This window comes from Pseudoalteromonas sp. MMG033 (assembly GCF_057197785.1).
The window spans coordinates 3,238,880-3,256,668 of record NZ_CM170070.1; the positions used below are offsets into that span (position 1 = coordinate 3,238,880).

The window sequence follows — 17,789 nt, forward strand, 5'->3', positions numbered from 1 at the left end:
ACTCCGTCAATTAACTTTACATGTAAAGAAACTAGACGCATATAAATTAATCATTTATAGTTTCATTATCTAAAGGAAATGTGAAGACTGACTACTATGTTTTGGGAAAGCATCAATAACGATTTGTTTAAACCTCTGGCCTCAATAAATAGTAAAATCTATTCGATTTCATTATTTGCCTTATACCGCTATTTGGTTGTTGAACAGACAGAAATCGGAGAATGTACTCCAGTAAAAGCAAAACAAGTCATCCGTAATAGTCTATTAGAGCATGGCCAAGAGATTCACCTTCAAGAAGAAGATGAAGAGATTCGAGTGTATGATGAACCAGATGATGCTGCCAGAATCTACAGGAGGTTAAAGGAGTGTGGGTGGCTTCGAGAAATGGATGGAGAAGGCTACAGAAGGGAAACCTTTATGCCAAGTGTTGCTGCTAGCATTATTTCGGCTTTAGAAAATATTTCACAAGGCCCTATAGCTAAATTAGGTTCAACTTGCCAGGGAATATATAGTGCTATTAGGACTGTCCAGTCGGAACCTCAAAATGGGATTTCTAATATTGAGTTTGCCGCCGAAAGCGCTCGCCGATTTTACAAAGAGTTAATCTCGATGGCTGCAAATTGCCAGGAGATTGCTTATACGATGCGTGAAGAGCATACAGGTAAAAAACTTTTCGAGACATTTTTTGAAGATTTCCTAAAGAAAATTTTATTAGAAGATTACTCCAAATTAAATTTAACAACTCATCCCTATAGATACCGAGCAGTCACGATTAGTGAGATTTTTGACATTCAACAAAACAAACAGGTTTGGCAAGCACTTGTTGAAAAACATCACAAAGAATACCAAACCAACTCGCAACTTGAATCTGAAGAACAGTTAAATTCAGAACTCAACGACATCGTTCAAATCCTTGAAAATATTGATACAACCCTCAAGCGAATAGACCATTATCGACGCACAATGACCAAACGAACGCGTGAGGCTATGCAATACGCGCTAACAGTAACACCTGAGCTTGGAGAAAAACTAGATAATCTTATTAGTGGAGTCGCAAAATTGCCCAGTGATTCTACGATACCTAGCAATCAATTGACTGAATTTTTTATTACAGATTCTAGGCTGTATCAGCCAAGAGCTTTACAAGCACCAGCTGAGCCTACATTAGTTCAAAAACAACAACCAAATATTGAAGATATAGCGCGAAGTCGCTCTGTCGATGCCTATATCAAACGAAGAGCTCCTTCACCAAGAAGAATATTACACCTCATTGAGAAAGCGCTTGGTAACAAGCAGCGTATCACCACTGACGAAATTGAAGTTAATAACTTAGATGATCTCATTGCCTTTTTGCAAATGCGAGATTTACTCCATGACGCTGTACCTCCAGGTAGCCCATATAGTCAATTAGTGAAAATATATAAATGTAAGCCCGTGCAGAACGAATATACAGAAAACTCATTTATTGTTGCGCCCAAAATGATCATAGAACGACGCATTCAACCAAGCCATGCCAAGGTATAAATATGCTAAGAGATTTAAGAATTTTATTGGATAAACCAGAGAATGAGCATCTTGATGAAGATGATTTTTACCAAGCAGCTGCGCAAATCAGACGTAAACAGTTTATTTGGTATGACGGCCACGGACAAAGGACTAACTATAACCTAGTCCTTAAGTACAAAGAGTATTTTTCTAGTTTATTTGGTGCTTTTGGCGATGAATTTGTTTTAGATAATAATTTTGGTTATTGCGGTGTTATTCCTAAATATCATCGTGGAAAAATGAAGCAACTCGACACCCTATTTTTGTTAATTCTGGCAAAACTTTATGATACTGAAGCTCGTAAAGCTTGCATTGAGAATGGCAAAGCTAAACCTTCACCTTCCTTATTGATTGATAATTACATAGAGCTTACAGGTAAAGAAAAGCCCAAAATTTCTGATACCAAAGAAGCACTTAACTCGCTTGAAAAAAGTGGGCTTATTTCACTGGGGGAAAAAGATGAAGCATCAGAGCTACCGACAATAGTGGTGTTGCCAACAATCAAAGTAATTCTATCAGAACAATATATTTCCCTCCTAGAGCGCTTTACTGACGACAAAGGTGAACGATCTGTAGAGCTAACAGAAGAAATAAAAATGACAGAAACTGCCGAGGCTACTTATGAGTAAAACTAAACAATCAACGAATATGCACCGCCTTGTCAGAGTGACTTTGGTTAATTGGTATTTATTTGATTATGAAGATATTGCTATTGATGTCGATGTTGCACTTTTTAAAGGCGTTAATGGCGCAGGAAAAAGTTCACTTGCAGATGCATTACAAACCATTTTTGCAGGGGGAGACGAAACTAAAATAGCGCTTAACGCAGCTAGTGGCGACAATAAACAATCTGGACGTTCCATACTTTCATATGTACTTGGTGTAGTAGCCGAGTCTGGTGGGATGAGAGCGGTGCAGCCTCGGAAAATATCTAATTGTTATCTGTCCGTGACATTTCAACGGCCTGACAACTCTTATTACAGCTTTGGTCTTTCTCTATTTGCAAGAAGTGGTGATAAGAAAGTTAAAAAAGAACGCTTTATTATTGATGGCCAAGATCTTAGTTGTATGGACTTTATGGATGGTAATAACACTATTGTCCCCTGGTCAACTATGCAAAAGCGTATACAGGTTATGCAAGCTAACATTTCGTTCCCTAATAATGCATCCGATTATCGAAGACAATATTGTGAACTAATGTCTGGTTCAGGCGCTAACCAACAAATCGCTTCTAATATGATGTTACAAGCTTTTAAAAATGGAATAGCGTTCAAAGAAGAAAAAAGTATTAACGACTTTATCTGGAATTATATTCTGCCAAAACGAACTATCGATGTTGATCGAATTGAAAATGATTATAGCGAATACCAGAAAATTGAAGAGCTTATAGCCAATACAGAAGCAAAACTTTCTTTGTTACAAAAAGTTGTTAATTCATACAACCGCTATAAACAAAAACACGAAAGTGCTTTAGCTTTTCAATGGTGTGAGCTCGAAGCTGTATGTTTAGCTACAGATGACAGGTTAAATAGGAAGCAAGACGAAGCTGAAAAATTACAGTTAAAATTTGATGTTAACCAAAAGAAACATGCAGATCTTGAAGAAGAAGTTGGTAGGCTAAAAGAACTAGCAAAGAAAGCTGAATCAGCTTGGCTTGGATCTAATACATATCAAGAAAAACAAAACTTAACTGAAAAATTAACCGGTAATACTCAGTTACGTGATTCGAATAAACTCGTGTTATCTCAATCAAATGATCAAGTTAGGCAGCTCACAGAGTTTGTCTTGCCAGAATTTGAAGATACTACGTTAGGTGAAGCGACGAAAAAAATACAATCTAATTTGAAAGCTATTATTGGTAATGATCTTCTAGTATCCCCTTGGTATTTATCATTAGAAAAAATAGAGCTTACTCTTTTTGAACTTAACAAACTAAAAGAGCTGTCATCAAAATTTCAGGACGAGTCGCTAAATTCTCAACAAAAAACTAAGGCGTTAACTGAAGAATTTGAAGAGCTTAAAGCTGTAATTGACACTTCTAAACAAGGGAAGGTCCGTTTTAATAAGTCAACCACTTATGTGATAGACCTTTTAAAAAGTCATGGAATAGATGCAAAACCCGTCTGCGATCTCGCAAGCATTAATGATGAAGAGTGGCAAGTAAGTATAGAGAGTTTCCTTAGAAGTAATCGGGAAGCACTAGTTATTAGTGCCCAAGATTATAGCCATGCTCTTAAATTATATCGCCAAGAAAAAAACAGGCATAAACACATTCGCCAAGTTAAATTGATTAACCCTGATAAAGGTTTTGGGTTTGAAGGAATCCCTGATTCTGATAGTGCTGCAAGTCTAATCGAATCAGACAACACTGTGGCATTAAAGTTCTTGCGAGGTTTATTACATAACGTAAAACTGGTTGAAACTGAAGATGAGTTGCGCCATGAAAAACGTGCTATAAGTCGAGATGGAATGATTGCCGGTAATGGTGCTATCAGTGGTGGCGGTAAGCCGATTGATACTATTATGCTAGGTATCGAAGCCAGAAAAAAGCATGCATTAGCGTTACAAGAAAAAATGCAATTAATAGCTACACTACTGGCTGAGGCCCAAAATAAGGATCTCTTGTTTAAATCCTTAGTTAATGAGTTTATACCAAGTATAACTACCGCAATTAATAGCGGTACTACTTTGCCAAAAGCACTCAATCAGTTCAATGAATTTGATGCAATTATCCAGGAAGTTAATCAAGCTTTATCTCAGCTTGGCGGTGATAGCGGTGATCAGTTGGAAAATAAATCACAACAAGCAGAAAAAGCATTTAACGATGAGAACAACAAATTAAATGCTCTTAAGGTTGATATAGGAGTTCAAAAAGAGAACCTTGAACGTTATGCAACTGCGATCACTTCACTTTCATCAGAGTATGAAGGCCACGCTGGTAAACGAAAAGAATTTGAAGCTGCGCAACAGTTTTCTTTTGATTTAGCCAATGACAAGCTGGAAGCGCTTTGTGAATTACTAGAAGAAAATTATACTCAGCTTGCTGAACAAGCGAGGTTAAAAGCTGAAGAGGCACAAAAAGCTGCTCAAAGTGCATTGAGAAATGCTGGTGAATCACTCACCGAGTATTGCTCCAATTTTGAGCCTGATGATAAAAAAGAACTTGCTGCATTAAATCAATCACAACCACTGCAAGCAGCAGACAGGTGTCAGGGCCATATAGATAGAATTGAAAAGACAGAATTAGCAAAATATGTAGTTGATTCAAAACAGGCTAGGGAGACTATGCTGAAAAACTTCCGAGCAGAAGTCGTGGCAAATTTGAAAGAAAGCTTTCAGCAGATAAAACAAACATTTACACTCTTAAATGAACAGTTATCAGAACTAACGTTTAACAATAATGTTTACCAATTCCTTTTCCCTGCTACTAGTATTGATTCATTAAAAATGATTTACGATTACGTGACTGATACCTCAGATCTAGACATCGAAAGCGTTGGTACGCTATTTGATGAAAAAATAGATGATCCTGCTGTTAATATTATTGAAAATCTACTATTAGAAGGTCGCTTAAGAGAGATTTCAGATTATCGAAATTTCTTTAACTACGACATACAGTCAAAAGATATCAATACTGATACAAAACGAAAATTCAGCGAATTATTAAAAACGGGCTCAGGCGGTGAAAAACAAGCACCATTTTATGTAGCATTAGGCGCATCTTTTATGACAGCCTATAAAATTCAAAAGTTTGGTGATCATGTGGAGGGTGGCGCTGCAATTGCCGTGTTTGATGAAGCCTTTTCCAAAATGGATGGTAACAACGCTAAAGCTGCATTGTCATTTTTCAGAGATATTGGATTACAAGTCATCATTGCGGCACCACCAGAAAGTGAAATTAAAACTGGCCCTTATGTTGACAAAACCTACACAATTTTAAGAAACGGTGATCAGGTATATATTGACCACCACACATACAAAGATGATGGAAAGGAACTACTGGAAAGTGACGACCATAGCGTCAACCCTGAGGTTCTATCTGCATTAATTAAAGAAGTTGAAATGGAATTTGGAGTAGCACAAATTGGCTAATGTGCTTCTTGAAAAATTGCTTAAAGCTTGTAATAAGCCAAGTGAATTAGTTGAACAACAGAAATTTAATATCACGAAAAAAAGGTATGATTTTTATCATTTATTGACCATTAGTGAGCGCTTAAAGTGCCATGAACAGCTAGAACTTATAGGCCGTCAAACTGGCGCGATTCGATTGAACTATGCAGCAAAAGCATTTGGCGAAGAAGATTTAATTGAAAGTATCGTGCTTAGCGATGTACGTCAGCTGTGTCATTTGCTTCACATTCCCATACACTCAGAAAATACCGCCGTGGCAATAGCGGCTGTCGACACAATTAAAGACTCCAGCCCTCCTTGGCTTTCGGAAATTCTTACTGAAATACAACAAGGCTGGCAGCAAGGAAAAAAACCGTATCATTTTAGTACGGGCGATCATCATAAAATAAAAGATGTCTGCACTTTTATCGCTTGGGCTGAGTCGACCAATAACTCGCAACTTGTTGCGCTTGATATACGGACTGTTAGTGTTCAGCTTTTTAGTGACTCTAAACGATTAGAAAAGTTGGCTTCTAAAGTTAAATCGTTAATGAAAAAGCAGTTGCCAAAGGAAGTTCAGGAATTAGATCCAGTCGAGGTACTTGCTTATCTTGGTGTATCACGTTTTCCGCCTTTATTCAGGCTTAAAGGGGGGGTTTCAATCCAATTTCGAACTGGTAAAATGGATACGACCTATTGCTGGCCAAATATCGGTATCTCACCCGATGGTATTGTTAATGTTGCCATCTCTAAGCCCCCTAGTTACGTCCTTTTTATAGAAAACCAAACTACCTTTGAACGTTACTGCAGAGAAGTTAATGATAACGGTTTGATATTTTATACTAATGGTTTTCCCTCAAGAACCTGGCAGTCTTTATACACTAAAATAGAAGGCCTTTTACCGCCCAATACACCGTTATTTCATTGGGGGGATATTGATATCGGTGGATATAATATTCTGGCGTTTATGTCCTCGCTTTTTGAACGAAGTGTTACCCCTTATATGATGAATCCGCTTGAATTTACTGGTACATCAGAAAAATATCTCAACAAAGAAAAGCTAATTAAGTGCTTAGACAGAGTAAATAGAGGTCCTATTGGTGAACTAAGAAACGTGCTGAGTTCATCAGACATAACCGATATACCTTGGGTAGAACAGGAGTCGTTAATAATCAAAGCTGTTAGCTAGCCAGCTCTACTGCAGCATCGTTTTAACATAGCCCCTAGCATAAAAAGCTCGGGGCAATAAAAGCATCAATCGCTTTTGCTATTAAAGTAAGCTTTATTTTTAGGTGCTTGTAACATCAAACCTTTTCGTAGGAGTAGTTACTTTTAATCTTTTGATGTAAATATGAGCCCTTTGAGTTTGCTCCCATAAGTTCATCATAAATATATAAAGGCACATCATAATAGCGGTAGATCCCACTATTAAACTCTACTTCTAATGTTGAGGTATCTTCCTCGTAACCGATAGAAATAACATTGCTAGACTCAACGTGAATTCTTTCCATACTATGTTCCTTAATTTTTATTCACTGTTAACAAAAGAATTTTGGATTCGCCAACAACCGACTAGACCCTTAAAGTCAGTATTACTAAAGTCGTTTGCCCAGCTTGTGGCGACTTTGGGATCATGGCTATCAGGAAATTGTGTTTCTTTTAAAATTCTAAACTTGAACCTCATAGGTAATTTGGCAGCTTCACCTGTGATTATTGCTTCACCAGTTCTTAAAATAGGCAGAGCATCTACAATGCCAGACAAGCTGTCAGACATTGCCGATTTAACTCTAGATCTATCTGTAGCATTGTTTATTCGCAAAGCAAATAGGGTCCCACATTGAGATAATATAGTTTCGTCAATTTCAGATGGGCGTTGACTAATTAACATAGAGCCAACACCAAATTTTCGCCCTTCTTTCGCTATCCTTCGAACCATATTTTTTGCCAAACCGTTAGATTCACTAGAGAGATAACGGTGAGCTTCTTCCATAACTAGAAGTAATGGAAGGTTTTTCATTCCGCTCAACAAATTACGTCCCCAAACTGCAGCTTCAAACAAGACATCAAAGATTGACCCCAGCAAAAGGTCTAAGCGTTCAGAAGGCATACCAGATAGATCTAATATCGTTATTGGTTTATCTGTACCAATCCAATAATTTAAAAGGTCTGGCAAATCCTTTTCAATTTTATATTCATGAGTCGGTGACCAAGGCCCTGGGTCTAGGAAGAATGAATATTGACCGTCTAAAAGACGAGACCTCATCAAATCTAAACTCTTTTTCCATCTATTATCCCCACCTTTCTTAGCAAAATTCTCTTTAGCTGTACTTGCGGGTCTAAATGTTGCTTTTCTCAGGCTCTCAACATCTCCTTTATCAATAAATGCTGGAGTAGTCATCTCTTTATCTTCCCAGTTTACAGTGTCAAAGAACACCAGATCAGACCAGATTTTTTTAAGGCTAAATGGTATAGGTGTACTGGGGGTTATTTTATTTATATCGATGCTCAAGGCTGGATTTCTTTCGGCAAATTTAATTTTTTCTTCTACGATAAGATCTAAAAATTTATTTTTAATATCACCACTACCGCATAAAAATTCAATCAAGCTCTCGGGATTTACACACCAAAAAGGAATAAAAAATTTGTTAGCTTGGTCAGTTGCATCAATTGACTGAACATTTGATATATCATTTAATGCAGAAGAGTATTCACCATGTAAGTCAAATAAAACGATTCTCGCCGATGGCATCAATAATTGCGGTGAGTGTGAAGTAACAATTGACCTCAACAAACTGGCGACACTAGTAGACTTTCCGGAACCAGTCGAGCCTAGAATTGCAGAGTGTTTATTAACCAAATTATCTAGATCGATGCTTACGTTAATGCTATCAGAGCTTGATAATTTACCAATTACAATTTGACCTTCTTTATTGTTACCATAAATCTTCTTTAGGTCTTCCTCTATAACTAAATGAACTTCATCTGAAATAGAAGGAAACTGACTTAAGCCTCTCTCAAAGTCATATCCTATTGATTCACCTACAAGCTCTACCTTAATAACTCTTTTCTCTTCGGCTGAGGATAACTCTGATTCATTAGACGAAGTTTCGCTTGTTTCAGAAATTATTCCGAATAAATTGTTATAACCCTGAGGGATTCGAATGAAGCTGCCAACTTGACCAATACGGTATGTCTGTCCGTCTATAATCAACAAACCAGATCGTACTTGAGGTGTTAGCTCAACTAAAACTGATGAACCTGAAACAGATGTGATTTTCCCTAAATATGTAGGATTATTCATGGCTTTCAGGTTCCTCTATATTAGCCGGTGAAGATTTTCCACCTCCAGAGTTAGCTAAAAACCTAGCGAATTTGACAAAGTCACCAAGATTAAACTTTTCCTTTTCCCAATATTCAGCACGTATAAGCTTCCAATTTTTGCTCGGTTCTTCACCAATTTGCCATTTGGCTTCAACACCGTTGATTACAGCTCCATTCTTACAATACACACTCAAATTGGGCCTATTTTTAGCCGCTTTTACTGCAAATATTTCTTCTTTTAGCTCTTTAAACTGAAATGCAAATATTGCAGATGATTTATTTTCGGCGAGGCACTCATCCAATTTAGAAGTGATATGAGCATCAGCAAAAGAAAACCCAGTAGTTAGTAATAGGCTATCAGGTTCTAGTAAAAAATTTTTTAATCTTTCAAACAGTGAAGAAAATGGGGCTGATTGAGTTTGATCATATTTTATATGTGAAGGGTAAACCATAGTGCCATCTGCTACACCATTTCCTCGCACAACCTCATTCTGTTCATTCCTAGACCAGTTAATAGAGCCATGCAATTTCCAAAGTCTGACCCACCGAGGTGGTAAATCATTACTTGATATACTTGAAGGATCAAAAAAAGCAGTTTTAGATCCTGAAAATCCATCAAAATATGGGGTTCTAGTTTCCTCTAAGGCTTCTTCCAGTAACAGGTCATAGTTTGTCGTGAAGATTTCAACTGCGTAATCTCTATTGATTCCATTTATCCAAGAAACAAGATGGGAATATGGGTTTTCACCTTTGGGTAGGGATTGATTTACTACATCTTTAATTTTCAAACAGATTTTATTTGATAAGCTGTCGTAGCCGTTTGAATTTAAACCAAAAACTTCAGCTTCTCCAATAACCTCCCCCAGAGATCTAATTTTAGATAGAATTAGTTCAATATTATCGTTTGATAATGAAGCAGATATTTGCTCAAAGGCACTCTGGTCTTTTGGATCTACTAAACTATTTTTTACAATTTTGGTCAATCCTGCAATATCAGGTATTAATGGTCGCCAATCCTCACCTTCGTCTGCAATGTTGATGCTAACCGGAGCTCCAGCACCGAGTAAAATCCCAATTTTTTTTCTACTATGAGTCAATATATGTTGGAAGTCATACATATATTGATCCGGGTTATGCACAGTTTCACTCATAAATATCCCTACTTTTTATCTGGCTAAGTTATAAACTTACCGTAATATAATTCTATATACACTAACTAAATGTGAAGAGAGGTTATTTATCTTTGCTGCGGGGATTCCTGTATGGACAGTTTGGTTTCGGTAAAATGGACTCAAGCCATTCGCGTTCGTGATTGTAAAGCCAATAAAATGCAGCATTACAATCGCGTTTAATATCTTTCCTAAGGCTGACAGGGTTACTTTGTATATACCGAAGTATTTGACATCTATATCGTCGGCGTTTGGATTCATGCTTACACTGCTTTCTCCACTCGACTAGCCCATTTACTGAAGAAATCAACATTTCTACGCTTCCTGTCGAGACTGATGCGCGTCGGGCGATCTCAACTCGATGGAAGCCTTTCCATGCAAGACCAATAATTTCTGCTCTGATTGATGGCTTTAGTTTAGTGGGTTCGAACAAATGAGCCATACCAGCAGAGTAGGCCACAGACATAATATAGGTTCTACTTTTACCCGTTTTCTTGCTAATCTCAGATACAGATAAACCTTGGTGCAGCAACGACACACACTTTTTCTCTATATGCTGTAGACTTTGTTCAGCCTGTGCATACTTTGCTACTGGCTCTTTTCGCATAACTTTCTGCCATGATAACCAATAGCCAAGTATTAAATACTTGAAGATATGCTGTGAGTACTTGTTATACAGCAAATTCGTAACATACTTGTAGTCCGATTTCGACGTAGGTAGAAGGCTAGCCGACGGGTACTGTAGCTGACTCGTGAACCGATGAAAATCTGCAAGTAATTTAATCCTTCGTAATCGCCCTGCCTTTGTCACGTAACCTAGGTCTGCTAGTTTATCTTTGTAGCTAACTAGGCTGATAGTAGAATTAATCTTTGATTGTTTTAAGAGAACCTGCTTAGCGAAACGCGCCAACAAGAAACTTTGGTAATTGCTATCTGATGACTCCATTTCTAAGTAAAGCGAAGGCAATCCAGCAGCTAAGCGGTAACGTTGAGGTAGGCTGACATGTACAAGTTGCTGTTGGTGTTCGTGGCATGACTCAATTCCTGGGATTTGGTGCAATCTATGCCAGTACGCTACACCGAATTGCCTAATATCTTCCTGCACACACATCGGACACATTTTGAGGATTAACTTTTCATGTTCTCTTACACAAGAAAGTTGGCTTAACCGAATAGCTGCATAATTATCTTTAGAGATCATTGCCGCTGTTAGTTTTTCTTTATAGTGAGGGTAGTAATGCATGAAAAGCGGAGCCAGTGTTTGCTCCCTTAACAGGTTATCCCGGCTCTCACGAAAAATACTTGAGATCGAACTTAATCCAGCAGTCAGTATTGGGTTTATGCTAGCTCTATCATCTTCGTATACACTGTTTAAAAATTCAGGTATCGGGACAGCGTACAGGCAGCAGTATCTAATCAGTCGACTAAATAACAACTCATCAGGTAAAACATCTGGCAAACGCATAATCGCCCCCGCTGTATGTAAACCCTACATTCTAAACTTAACCAAAAGTATCAAGTGGATCATCGCACAATACCCCTGATGCTCTGAGGCTTTCAAGAGGATCACTTTCCTGAGACGCTTTCTGAATAAGAGAAGTATCCAACACCCTATCAATCAAATCCTCAGCTAACACCATTTCAGCTAATGCATCAATAAACTCGGGGTGATGCGGGCGAGTTAAATCTCCAGGTATTGTAGAAGGATTGGCTGTTACATTAATGATTTCTTTCGATGGTATATCATTATTACGGTCACTATTTAGTTCGGAGCTGTTGTCTTTTCTATTCCTTTTAAGTATCGAAATGCTTTGTTTTTTCCTCATTTCTTCTGTGTGCTTTTTCGTCGCTCGAAGAGCAATACTAGCTCCAAGCTCAAGCACCTCTTCAGTAAGCCTCTCATCCGAAGCACCAATAACTGCCTTTTGAGCAGAATAGTAAACTCGAACAGCTAAATCCATGTTGCCAGCAGATAACGAGTAAAGTTTATTGTTCAAACTCGGGGTAAGCGGCGTTTCAACATTCGTCCACTGTAAACCCCAAAGTTCATCAACAAACAATTCCCACTCTTCATCGTTCTCCATTAGTTCCACATCAAAATAACCACTGCTTTCCGCTCGTCGCGCTGATTTGAAACTCTTGCTTAACAGTTCATCAAAAGGAGGGTTAGCACAGAACAGCAAGGGAATACCTAAATTGTTGACTAAGTTATGCAAAAAACCTAAAAGTCGATCAGCACCACCTGCTTTAGCAAGGTTTAAGTTTTGCATTTCATCAATAACTAAGATTCCAAGGAAACTTGACTTCATTCTTGCTTCAATTTGCTGAAGTAAAAGCGCTATCGTTCCCGCTGGTTTTGTTGGAGATTCTCCCAGTTTTAGGTCAATTTGTTCTAGGATACGATGACAAAGCCCTTTTACACTAGAATCATCGGGACAATCCACTTTTATCCAAACAACCTGTGGCATTGCTAATGCTTTGTTTTGGTAGTATTTATGTTCTATGACATCGGGAAAACAATTGAGTACCTGTTCAAGCATGCAGGTTTTACCTACCCCACTTTCACCAATTATTGTTATGCCACTGCCCTTAGGTTTAAAAAAGCCTGTTCGGGGTTCAACATTAGGACGATTATCCATAGAATAATGTAGATAGTTCATTGTTGTGGGTGATAAAGGATTTTTTGCTGAATAACCCTCTTTAATTGCCATTTCAATAGCTCTAAATACATCAAAATAGAGAGGTAATGGCTGCCTTAATGCCTTTAATCGGGTGAGGTAATCCAACCTTTCAATAGCCTCTAATGTTGTTTCCTCAACAATCCTCTCAGGATAATTACTAAGCTTAGTAACTAACTCATCATCTTTAACCTTAGGTGGTAAAGCTTCAATCAAAGGATTGCCACGATGCTCAGGTAAGATGGCTTCATGGTAAGTCGCATTTTCACTTCTCATTTTACTTAACTCTTTTTCTCTTAAGTATCGAAATTACCTTTGCCTTCTTATCATCAAGATGCTCACTTGATTTCTCTGACTCTATATCAGACTTAGATTGGTGAAGTTGGCATTCTCCGTCCTCAACCCTCTGTGCGAGAATAGCTTCTCTTCTCCTTGCTTTCATGTCCTTTGTTCTCTCGGATTTTGAGCCTAGAGACGGAGCCAATGCCGCTTCTTCTTTTGCATTTTCGATAACCTGATTTCTTCTCCGATGACGTTCTATTGATTTAGCGGTTGGCTTAGCTTTGTTTTTCTCCAACTTAATCCAATCTTCAAAATACAATATGTCTGCTTGATGTCTGTGGGCAAAATTAGCTGACTCCTTAAGCAGATAACATCTTGTGAAGCCACTTTCTTCCTCAAGCCTGACAAATATGAAGCTTGAATTATCATGATCAACTAACGCATCAAGTTTCCATGAACCATTATTTCTAGCGATTACTTTCCAAGCCTCAAAGTCAGTATGATCTGAGTCGTAATACATTTGATCGTTAAGCCGAATCCCTTTTCCTGTCATAGTCACTTTAATAGTTGGTAGAAGACGAGAACGAATATGAGCCTCATCTGCTCGGCTTAATGCATGGCGCTGCGCTTTAACATGAAGCTGCCAATAATTCAGAGGAGTTGGTGAAAGCCCTGACTCGATAAGTAATGTGCTTTGCTTGGCTAAACCTTTAAAGATTGAACTGTTATGCTCAAGAACTTCATCAATGAGCAATTTAGTGACCTCTCTAAGTGTAAACGTTGCATCCAACCTTGGGTCTTTATCTCCTCTCACATATTGTCTTCCCTTCGTCGTTCCTAACAACTCATGGACTAACTTTTCATTCAAGATATGAAAACGATGCTCGACTATTCCTTTTAATTCAGCTCTGTAAGGTGGTGCTATACTCAAGTGACCAATTAATGGCACAGCGAGTTTTTCGGCATCCTTACAAATAAATTCACCTCGATCACAAAGCAATCGTTGAGGAATATGGTTACAAGGCCAATCCGCTTCTTCGATTTCAATTCCAAACTCTGCACAATATTCTTTCTTCGAAGTAAAGCTATTTATTAAAGCCTGTCTACCAGCCCTCCATGAAGCATATTCCATAGATACGTGAAGCCCAACAATCATTCGACTTTCTTTATCAACCACACAGTAAACTATTGGTCTCCCTAATACGTGATTTCTCTGGAAGTCCGAAACGATATGTACATCCAAAACCGTTGCATCCAGTTCAAAGCAACTACCAGGAACTTCTGTATGATCAGTAGCTGCTCCCTTTAAGCCACGCTTATTGCGGTCAAAGTCCCCCTGATTTGTTTGATTACGAATTAATGTATGCGCTGGAATTAGCTTCTTAACCCAGTAAATAAATGCTCTATAGTTTGGAACTAAAGCCTCCCTAGACTCAGATTCAGCAGCAATCAGTTCATCTGCATAGTATTCTCTGAGCATTTTGTCATACACGCGACTGAACCTGACTTTTTCACCTTTTAGACCAAATTCCTTCATTGATTTAAGAAACAGCTTCTTATCAAATTCGGTAGTATTAACTCCTTTGGGAACGTCAATACTAGGGCTTGATAGCTGTATTGGTGAACCACGCTTTACCTCACCAGCTATTCTGAATTTACCTCTCCCCCCTGAATTCTTATAGCTAGGTAAGAGTGAATTTCGTTCTTGACCATATTTCCAATAGAGGTTTAGTGCTCGATAAACATTCTGCACGTATGTACTGTGGGCTTTTGCATGTAACGAAACCAACTTACTACGAGGCTGTTCAACCAAATTCAGCAAGAAGCTCGGATCAGATACTAAACCTATAATCAATGAGTATTTTTTATTTCTTTTCGCCAAATAACTTTCTGAAATATCATCCTCTGACAGCAGTTGATAATACGGTAGCTCGTATGAGGCAAGTTGTGCATTACCAACATTGATCGCCTCGCTAAAGAGGTCAAATCCTAGTTTGAGTGGTCGCAGTAAAGCTTTTGATTCGATTAAGGGAAACAGAATAACGATACTTGCTTCTGTATACAGCTGCAAAACTCTGTATAGGCCGTCATCTAGGCCATCAAAGCTATTAATTTGCCAAACGCTATTTAATTCAACTTGCATGTTGTATTGATTTCCCATCAATCTTGATTTCAATTACTTCGACCATGCCTGATAAAACTATGGGGCGAGCTAAATCAATCATCACTTCTTTATCAGCCAGTAGAGACTTCAACAATAGCAGCGCATCATCATTCGATATACCAATTTCACGAGAAAACGTTTCGCAGATATCACTTAGTTGTGCCGTACCTACCGTCAGCAAGCACTTGGCCCGCTCCCTAACGTCGGTCAGTTGTGATGGATACTTCTTACGCTTAGGGTCAGTAATCCACTGAATATTCTTAGACTTAATTTGATTGATTTCTGATAAGCAAAATATGTGAAATGGAACACCCAATAATTCCCACCAAACTCTTTCAATATCGAGTTTTTGTGCTGTTCTTCTATCAAAGAGTTTTTCACTGGGCTTAATGCATACAGCTTCATACCAAATCCGCTTTCCATCACTACAGGTTAAAAGGAAGTCTGTAGTCATAATAATAGGATCTTTGCTTTTGGGGTGCTGAGGGTGCTCGATATCAAGTAACTGAGAGATTTTTAATGAGAGCGAGAGAGGAAGCAGTGGGAACTGCTCACGAATATCAATCACTGAGTCAGAAAACTCTGCCAAATAGAAAAAACAGGACTCTTGTTCAGATAAGGGGTGGTGAGTTCTGCCTGATTTTATTCCTTCAATCTTGCCACTATGACCATGAGACTTAACATCCTGAACTCTTATCCACGGAGTGTAATTGACACCTTCGCCTAAGCCATACTTTTGTTTTAAAGCTCGCTTGTAGTCAGCTAACTTTTCAAGTTTTCTCCGTCCAGCCACAACATATACTCTACTCAATTCAATAGAGTATATTATAGCCTAGTGTACAAACTTTTTTATTCCAAATGACATGTTTGTACATTCTTTTTCAACAGTGTACAAACTTTATTGTTCCTAAACAGCAGTGGCTGTCCGATGTGCGCTTCGAGTGCGCAAAGCCTTCGGGAAACAGTCGCGACAGTGGTATTTAATTGTTTGGCTGCACGGCTTAAGCTGCCACAATCGACAATGATAGAGAAAAGGTAGAGGTCATTTAATAGCATTACATATATGTAAAGTTAGTTCGCATTTGTTTGTATAGTTTACGTATATGATGCTAGTTATGATAGTTGTTCTTTATTGATACAATTTAAAAAGGACACCTTATGAGCTATTACATTGTTGCCAAGCTAATGGCAAACCACGGCAATATGTCAGAAATTACGGCTGAACTGAATATTTTGAAAGCGCATACAGTCGATGAGCCTGGCTGTATCTATTTTGAAATTTATCATGCTCATGACGAGCCGGGTGTGTTTTATTTGTGGGAAGAGTGGCACTGTGAAGCAGATTTAAAGCGTCATTATGATGCGCCTCATACCCAAGCCTATTTTGCTAAACAGCATACTCGCATTCTTTCTTGTCAGCCTATCAGTAAGCTCAGTGCTTAAATTATGTCTTTTTTGCAGGGTATCGTTACGCTTTAATGCTTTCTGTAACCCTCAGCTACATCAAAGTATTGAAAAATAACATTCAATAACAACTCGCACTGACCGTGAGCAATATACTTCCCACAACGCCACTTTGAGGAGAGTATTGTGAAATTAATAACTGGATTGGTTTTATCTGTTGCGGTATCTGTTTTAGCTGGGTGTAACAATGACGACACCTACACTGCTGATGTCAGTGCAATTAACTTGGTGAACAGTGAAATGGATGTGTATTGGGAGTTTGAAAAAGGCCATGAAGAAATGTCTTTATCAGATGAAAATGGTTTGTTGTTCGGCGCTAAATCAGACGAAAAGTTACTTGTTCAAGACGACTCAGATGGCAATGTATTTTCATTTTATGCTGTAGAGGGTAACTCCAAAGAAGTGGCAATTGCATCGACGCGTTTTAGATTTTCCGAGCACGGTGATTATGTTGTTTATAGCTATGGTCGATTAGATAACGATTCAGCACAGGCTGCACAACTAGATGCAGTAAAAATTGACGATGCAGAAGTTGCACAGAGTAAATATCGTGTGATTGTTATCCATACTTACGTTGCTGATATGGGCAAAGTGGATGTATATATGGGTGACAAAAAATTAGCTGAAAACTTGGAATATGGTGATGCGACAGAATTTGTTGACCTATCAACGGATCTAAATGAGCTGATTGTGGTTAAAGCAGGTCAGGGCGCAAACACAGATACACCCATTGCAAAGGTGACTTTATCGGCAGAAGCGGGCGACATTCACCTCGCGTATATTACAACTACTTCTGAAAATGAAGGTAATATCAAATCGTTTAAAGTCGCGCCTAAAGCACAGTAGCGAATGGTACTTGCCGATTGTTGAGGTTATTTAGAAGCGGCGTTGTGCCGCTTTTTATATTTTAAACAGCATGTTAAGTTAAATTACTTAACGTATTAAGGTCTATCCCTATATCTTTCATTCTTTTTAAGAGAATGAAGCTCTCTATTTTTACAAATTTTATTTCTCTAATTAGATAGTAAACTTGTTAGCAAGTCGGCAGAGATGCCA

Annotated in this window: 14 protein-coding genes; 6 read left to right on the plus strand and 8 right to left on the minus strand. The window is 38.3% G+C overall.

What is annotated here, in order from left to right:
- Positions 1–96: 96 nt before the first annotated feature.
- Genes AC2CZC_RS14135 through AC2CZC_RS14150 form a run of 4 tightly spaced genes read left to right on the plus strand, consistent with a single transcriptional unit; the run spans position 97 to position 6,844 of the window.
- Positions 97–1,524, plus strand: coding sequence for a Wadjet anti-phage system protein JetA family protein (locus AC2CZC_RS14135; RefSeq protein ID WP_484582266.1), 1,428 nt, complete (start codon positions 97–99; stop codon positions 1,522–1,524).
- Positions 1,525–1,526: 2 nt separating this feature from the next.
- Positions 1,527–2,174: a DUF4194 domain-containing protein gene (locus tag AC2CZC_RS14140; RefSeq protein ID WP_484582267.1), complete on the plus strand. Its 648-nt coding sequence runs from the start codon at positions 1,527–1,529 to the stop codon at positions 2,172–2,174.
- Positions 2,167–5,637: an SbcC/MukB-like Walker B domain-containing protein gene (locus AC2CZC_RS14145; RefSeq protein ID WP_484582268.1), complete on the plus strand. Its 3,471-nt coding sequence runs from the start codon at positions 2,167–2,169 to the stop codon at positions 5,635–5,637. The genes AC2CZC_RS14140 and AC2CZC_RS14145 overlap by 8 nt, the downstream gene beginning before the upstream one ends.
- A 1-nt stretch (position 5,638) precedes the next feature.
- The gene (locus AC2CZC_RS14150; RefSeq protein ID WP_484584889.1) at positions 5,639–6,844 is read left to right on the plus strand and encodes a Wadjet anti-phage system protein JetD domain-containing protein; all 1,206 of its coding nucleotides are present in this window, start codon (positions 5,639–5,641) and stop codon (positions 6,842–6,844) included.
- Positions 6,845–6,959: 115 nt separating this feature from the next.
- Here AC2CZC_RS14150 and AC2CZC_RS14155 read toward each other — a convergent pair whose 3' ends face one another.
- From AC2CZC_RS14155 to AC2CZC_RS14190, 8 genes are all read right to left on the minus strand, one after another.
- Complete coding sequence (locus tag AC2CZC_RS14155) at positions 6,960–7,166, minus strand: KTSC domain-containing protein (protein ID WP_484582269.1); 207 nt, start codon at positions 7,164–7,166, stop codon at positions 6,960–6,962.
- Between the two features lie 17 nt (positions 7,167–7,183).
- Positions 7,184–8,956: an ATP-binding protein gene (locus AC2CZC_RS14160; RefSeq protein ID WP_484582270.1), complete on the minus strand. Its 1,773-nt coding sequence runs from the start codon at positions 8,954–8,956 to the stop codon at positions 7,184–7,186.
- The gene (locus AC2CZC_RS14165) at positions 8,949–10,127 is read right to left on the minus strand and encodes an SIR2 family protein (RefSeq protein ID WP_484582271.1); all 1,179 of its coding nucleotides are present in this window, start codon (positions 10,125–10,127) and stop codon (positions 8,949–8,951) included. Before AC2CZC_RS14165 ends, AC2CZC_RS14160 begins: the two co-directional genes overlap by 8 nt.
- Before the next feature lie 82 nt (positions 10,128–10,209).
- Positions 10,210–11,610, minus strand: a complete 1,401-nt coding sequence (locus tag AC2CZC_RS14170; protein WP_484582272.1) for a TnsD family Tn7-like transposition protein — start codon at positions 11,608–11,610, stop codon at positions 10,210–10,212.
- 37 nt (positions 11,611–11,647) lie between these two features.
- Positions 11,648–13,099: an ATP-binding protein gene (locus tag AC2CZC_RS14175; protein ID WP_484582273.1), complete on the minus strand. Its 1,452-nt coding sequence runs from the start codon at positions 13,097–13,099 to the stop codon at positions 11,648–11,650.
- Between the two features lies 1 nt (position 13,100).
- The gene (locus tag AC2CZC_RS14180) at positions 13,101–15,248 is read right to left on the minus strand and encodes a transposase (protein ID WP_484582274.1); all 2,148 of its coding nucleotides are present in this window, start codon (positions 15,246–15,248) and stop codon (positions 13,101–13,103) included.
- Positions 15,238–16,062 (minus strand): TnsA endonuclease N-terminal domain-containing protein, encoded by an 825-nt coding sequence (locus AC2CZC_RS14185; RefSeq protein ID WP_484582275.1) that lies wholly within the window; start codon positions 16,060–16,062, stop codon positions 15,238–15,240. Before AC2CZC_RS14185 ends, AC2CZC_RS14180 begins: the two co-directional genes overlap by 11 nt.
- A 56-nt stretch (positions 16,063–16,118) precedes the next feature.
- On the minus strand, positions 16,119–16,325 hold the full coding sequence (locus AC2CZC_RS14190; protein WP_484582276.1) for a helix-turn-helix domain-containing protein: 207 nt from the start codon (positions 16,323–16,325) through the stop codon (positions 16,119–16,121).
- Between the two features lie 102 nt (positions 16,326–16,427).
- Here AC2CZC_RS14190 and AC2CZC_RS14195 point away from each other — a divergent pair, with 102 nt between their 5' ends.
- Entirely contained in the window at positions 16,428–16,712 is a 285-nt protein-coding gene (locus tag AC2CZC_RS14195) for a putative quinol monooxygenase (RefSeq protein ID WP_484582277.1), read from the plus strand.
- A 147-nt stretch (positions 16,713–16,859) separates the two neighbouring features.
- The gene (locus AC2CZC_RS14200; RefSeq protein ID WP_211036856.1) at positions 16,860–17,579 is read left to right on the plus strand and encodes a DUF4397 domain-containing protein; all 720 of its coding nucleotides are present in this window, start codon (positions 16,860–16,862) and stop codon (positions 17,577–17,579) included.
- The last annotated feature ends 210 nt before the right edge of the window (positions 17,580–17,789 follow it).

Bases quoted from the DNA above. Each gene is read 5' to 3' on its own strand.
- AC2CZC_RS14145 (WP_484582268.1), top strand. From the start codon at position 2,167: ATGAGTAAAACTAAACAATCAACGAATATGCACCGCCTTGTCAGAGTG.
- AC2CZC_RS14135 (WP_484582266.1), top strand. From the start codon at position 97: ATGTTTTGGGAAAGCATCAATAACGATTTGTTTAAACCTCTGGCCTCA.
- AC2CZC_RS14180 (WP_484582274.1), bottom strand. From the start codon at position 15,248: ATGCAAGTTGAATTAAATAGCGTTTGGCAAATTAATAGCTTTGATGGC.
- AC2CZC_RS14160 (WP_484582270.1), bottom strand. From the start codon at position 8,956: ATGAATAATCCTACATATTTAGGGAAAATCACATCTGTTTCAGGTTCA.
- AC2CZC_RS14175 (WP_484582273.1), bottom strand. From the start codon at position 13,099: ATGAGAAGTGAAAATGCGACTTACCATGAAGCCATCTTACCTGAGCAT.
- AC2CZC_RS14170 (WP_484582272.1), bottom strand. From the start codon at position 11,610: ATGCGTTTGCCAGATGTTTTACCTGATGAGTTGTTATTTAGTCGACTG.
- AC2CZC_RS14155 (WP_484582269.1), bottom strand. From the start codon at position 7,166: ATGGAAAGAATTCACGTTGAGTCTAGCAATGTTATTTCTATCGGTTAC.
- AC2CZC_RS14140 (WP_484582267.1), top strand. From the start codon at position 1,527: ATGCTAAGAGATTTAAGAATTTTATTGGATAAACCAGAGAATGAGCAT.
- AC2CZC_RS14190 (WP_484582276.1), bottom strand. From the start codon at position 16,325: ATGCTATTAAATGACCTCTACCTTTTCTCTATCATTGTCGATTGTGGC.
- AC2CZC_RS14195 (WP_484582277.1), top strand. From the start codon at position 16,428: ATGAGCTATTACATTGTTGCCAAGCTAATGGCAAACCACGGCAATATG.
- AC2CZC_RS14165 (WP_484582271.1), bottom strand. From the start codon at position 10,127: ATGAGTGAAACTGTGCATAACCCGGATCAATATATGTATGACTTCCAA.